Below are 3,848 nucleotides of genomic sequence, written 5' to 3'. Positions count from 1 at the left end.
CTGGCGCTGGCCACCGCGGCGGCCTCGGGCGCGCAGGCGGCGATCGGCACCGGCGTGCTGGGCGGCATCATCACCGCGACGGTACTGGCGATTTTCCTGGTGCCGCTGTTTTTTCTGATCGTGGGCCGCCTGTTTGGCGGGCGCGCCCGCCCCGCTGCCCCAACCGGCCGCGACACCGTGGAGACCACGCCATGAAAGCCATGGCCATGAGCCTATTGGCGGCGGCGCTGGCGGGCTGCTCGCTGGCGCCCGTGCATGAACGCCCCGCCGCGCCCATTCCCCAGGCCTACGACACACCCGCAGAAGACGGGCAGGCCGGCATGCCCCAGGACTGGCGCGCCTATTTCGCCGACCCCGCACTGCAGGCCTGGATCGACGCGTCGTTGCGGAACAACCGCAATCTGCGGGTGGCGGCCTTGCGTATCCAGGAGGCTCGCGCGCTGTACGGCGTGCAGCAGGCCGACCGGTTGCCGGCCGTGGACGGCCGTGGCGAGTTCAGCCGGGGCCGCAGCGTGGAACCGGGCCAGGACCCGATGCCGGTGGCGAACCGCTATCGCGCCGCCGTCGGTATCACCGCGTTTGAACTGGACTTTTTCGGCCGCGTGAAAAGCTTGAGCGACGCCGCCTTGGAACGCTATCTGGCGACCGAAGAGGCGCATCGCGCCGCCACCTTGTCGCTGGTGGCCGAGACCGCCACGGCGGTGTTCAACCAGCGTTCGTTGGCCGAGCAACTGCGCCTGACCGACAGCACGCTGGCGCTGCGCGAAGCAACGTTGAAAATCACCCAGCGCCGCTACGACGCGGGGTTGGAAACCGCGATCGGGCTGCGCACCGCGCAGATGCTGGTGGAATCTTCCCGCGCCACCCATGCGGCGCTCAGCCGCGAATACCGCCAGGCCGTTCACGCCCTGGGCCTGTTGGCGGGCGACTTCTCCTTGCCCGCCGGGACCGATGCCGTGTCACTCGAAAACCAGAGCCTGACACCGCTGGCGGCCGGCTTGCCGTCGACGCTGCTGACGCGCCGGCCCGATCTGCGCCAGGCCGAGAATCTGTTGCGGGCCACCAATGCCGATATTGGCGCGGCACGAGCGGCGTTCTTCCCTTCGGTTCAGTTGACGACCGACATCGGCACCACGGCCAGCAGCTTCTCGGATCTGTTCGGGTCAGGCACGGGCAACTGGGTCTTCATGCCCACCTTGACGCTGCCTGTCTTCAATGCCGGCCGCAACCGCGCCAACCTGTCGTTGGCCGAAACACGCAAGGACATCGCGGTAGCGCAGTATGAAGGCAGCATCCAGCTGGCCTTCCGCGAGGTGGCCGACGCGCTATCCGCGCGCGATACCCTGCGCACGCAGATCGACGCCCAGCGCAAGGTGCGCGACGCCGACCGAGAGCGCCAGCGGCTGGCCGAACGGCGCTATGACCGCGGTGTGGCCGGTTATCTGGAAATGCTGGAAGCCCAGCGCAGCCTGTTCGAATCCGAGCAAGACTACATCCGGCTGCAGCAGCGCCGGCTGGTCAACGCGGTGGAACTGTACAAGGCGCTGGGCGGGTGGGACACCCCGGGCGCCGCGTATTAGCCCGTGGCGCTGACGCGGTATGCGCACCGCCTTGCGCCGGCAAGGATGTGCTCTTCGCGATCGACCTTCACGCCCTCGCCCAGCACATTGCGGAACAGTTCCAGCTCGCTGCGGCAAAAACCCATACAGGCTTTGGCCGCGGAGCAGATGGGGCAGTGGTTTTCAATGAAGAGATAGTCCGAGCCGTCCTTGCGCAGCTCGGCCATGTAGCCTTCGGAAGCACGCACCTGCACCAGGCGTTCCAGCCGCCCGGCCAGGTCCTTGGCGCCGAGCATCGCCTGGTGGTAGCTGTTCAGCATGGCGGTTTCGCGCACCTGGATCAGCTTTTCCACGCCTTCGTCACCGAACACCTGGCGCACCGCCCCGATCATCTGCACCGTCATTTCGGCGTGCGTATCCGGAAAACGGCCATGGCCGGCTTCCGTCAGGTACCAGATCTGCGTGGGCCGGCCGCGCCCGGCGCTATGGCTTTCGGAGTCGACCAGCCCGTCCGCATGCAGCCGCGTCATCTGCTGGCGCACCGCTTCCGCCGTGAGGTCCATGGCCTTTGCGATGACCGCGACCGATTGCGGGCCGCGCGTCTTCAAGGTCATGAGCACGCGGTCCGCCGGCTGATGCGGCATCCAGGTAACGGGTTGGGACAGACTGTCAGACATGACGATAACGGAACTCCAGTTTTTTCCTATGGTGCCACGAACCGGGGAGAAGGTCAGCCGGCGGATCCCCCTGGCACCGCGGACCCATCCGGCACCGCCGATCCATCCGGCACCGCCGATCCATCGGCGGCCATCGATCCATCGCCCCCCGCCTCCCAACCGCCGCCCAGCGCCTTGTACAGCGCGATCAGGCGAGTGTAGGACTCGGTTTCGGCCACGGCCACGGCATCCTGGGCGCGCAAAAGCGTACGCTGCGCATCCAGCACCGTCAAATACGGGGCACTGCCTTCCCGGTAGCGCAACTGCGCCAGACCGGCCGCCCGGCTGCTGTGCTGGGCGGCCTGCGCCAGATTGCCCAGCCGCTGCTGCGTCTGGCCAAATTCGGTCAACGCGGCTTCCAGCTCTTCCACCGCCCGCAGCACGGTCTGTTCGTAACGCGCCACTTCCCCCTGCGACCGCGCCACGGCCCCGCGTTTTCTCGCCAGCGCCGTCGGCAAATGGAACGCCGGCCAGTTCACGCCCGACGCCACGCTGAACGCACGGCTGGAAGACGAACCGAAGTCCGCCCCGCGCAACGCGACAAAGCCCAGGAACCCGCCCAGATCGATACGCGGATAGAGTTCGGCGGTTGCCACGCCCACGTCCGCATTGGCGGCGGCCATATTGCGTTCGGCCGCGGCGATGTCGGGACGCCGCGACAGCAAGGCGCCCACGTCCCCGATCGGCAGGCGCGCGGTCAATGGCGCGAGGGGTGTACCGGCGTCCAGTTCACCCAGCTCCACGGGCCGCAGCCCGGCCAGCACCGCGATGCGGTACCGCGCCAGCCGTCTTGCCGTTTCCTGCACCGGCACGCTGGCCTGCACGGTTTCCAGTTCGGCCCGCGCGCTGGCCAGGTCGCCCTCGTCGCCGCGGCCGGCCGACACCATCGCCTGGGTCACGCGCAGGCTGTCGCGCTGGCTATCCAGATTGGCGCGCGCCACGGCAAGCCGCTGTTCGGCGCCGCGCAGCTCGAAATAATTGCGCGCTACCTCCGCCGCGACCACGATGCGGGTTTGGGCCAGGTCAGCCGCCTGGGCTTCGGTGCGTGCCGCCGCGCTCTCGGCCGTCCGGCGCAGGCGGCCGAACAGGTCCAGCTCCCAGGTGGCGTCGAAGCCGGCCCGGTAGCTTTGGGCCAGATTGCGTTGCCCGGCCGCGCCCGCGTTGGCCTGGGACAGGCTGCGCTCGTAGCGGCCATCCAGGGTGACCGCGGGCAACTGGTCCAGCTCTTTCTCGTCCAACACGGCGCGGGATTCGGCCAGCCGGGCCTGGGCGATCCGGATGTCGTGATTGCGGGACAGCGCCAGGCCGATCAGGCGGTCCAGCTGCGGATCCTGCAATTGCCGCCACCAGTCCTGCTGCACCCGGTCCGTGGAAAACAGCGCCTGCTCGGGGCTGGCCAGCGCCACGGGCGCGGCCTGCGGTTTTTGATAATCGGGCCCGACCGCGCACCCGACAGTGGCCAGGGCGGCCAACAGCACGGCAATGCCGCGGCGCAGGCGCTGAGAATGAAGATGAGGATTCATGATCGGTTCCTTTAGTGCGCGCCGGCGCCGGCGCCAGCGTCAGCGGCCTG

The 3,848-nt window shown here is 68.6% G+C and carries 4 protein-coding genes; 2 read left to right on the top strand and 2 right to left on the bottom strand.

Annotation, left to right across the window (positions count from 1 at the left end):
- A partial coding sequence (locus VIR09_RS19510; RefSeq protein WP_332014362.1) for an efflux RND transporter permease subunit occupies positions 1–195 on the top strand: 195 nt, incomplete at its 5' end.
- Entirely contained in the window at positions 192–1,580 is a 1,389-nt protein-coding gene (gene oprZ / locus VIR09_RS19505) for a multidrug efflux RND transporter outer membrane subunit OprZ (protein ID WP_332014361.1), read from the top strand. The genes VIR09_RS19510 and oprZ, both read left to right, overlap by 4 nt.
- On the opposite strand, the gene VIR09_RS19500 is transcribed toward oprZ, so the two are convergent.
- Both VIR09_RS19500 and VIR09_RS19495 read right to left on the bottom strand, forming a co-directional pair.
- A complete protein-coding gene (locus VIR09_RS19500; protein WP_332008085.1) occupies positions 1,577–2,236 on the bottom strand; it encodes a metalloregulator ArsR/SmtB family transcription factor in 660 nt (219 codons plus the stop codon). The genes oprZ and VIR09_RS19500 overlap by 4 nt on opposite strands.
- A gap of 53 nt (positions 2,237–2,289) precedes the next feature.
- A complete protein-coding gene (locus tag VIR09_RS19495; RefSeq protein WP_332014360.1) occupies positions 2,290–3,798 on the bottom strand; it encodes an efflux transporter outer membrane subunit in 1,509 nt (502 codons plus the stop codon).
- Positions 3,799–3,848 lie beyond the last annotated feature (50 nt).

This window comes from Achromobacter sp. (assembly GCF_036567245.1).
Taxonomy (GTDB): domain Bacteria; phylum Pseudomonadota; class Gammaproteobacteria; order Burkholderiales; family Burkholderiaceae_B; genus Achromobacter.
The sequence above is the reverse complement of the archived record's forward strand: the minus strand, read 5'-3'. Positions and strand labels throughout refer to the sequence as shown.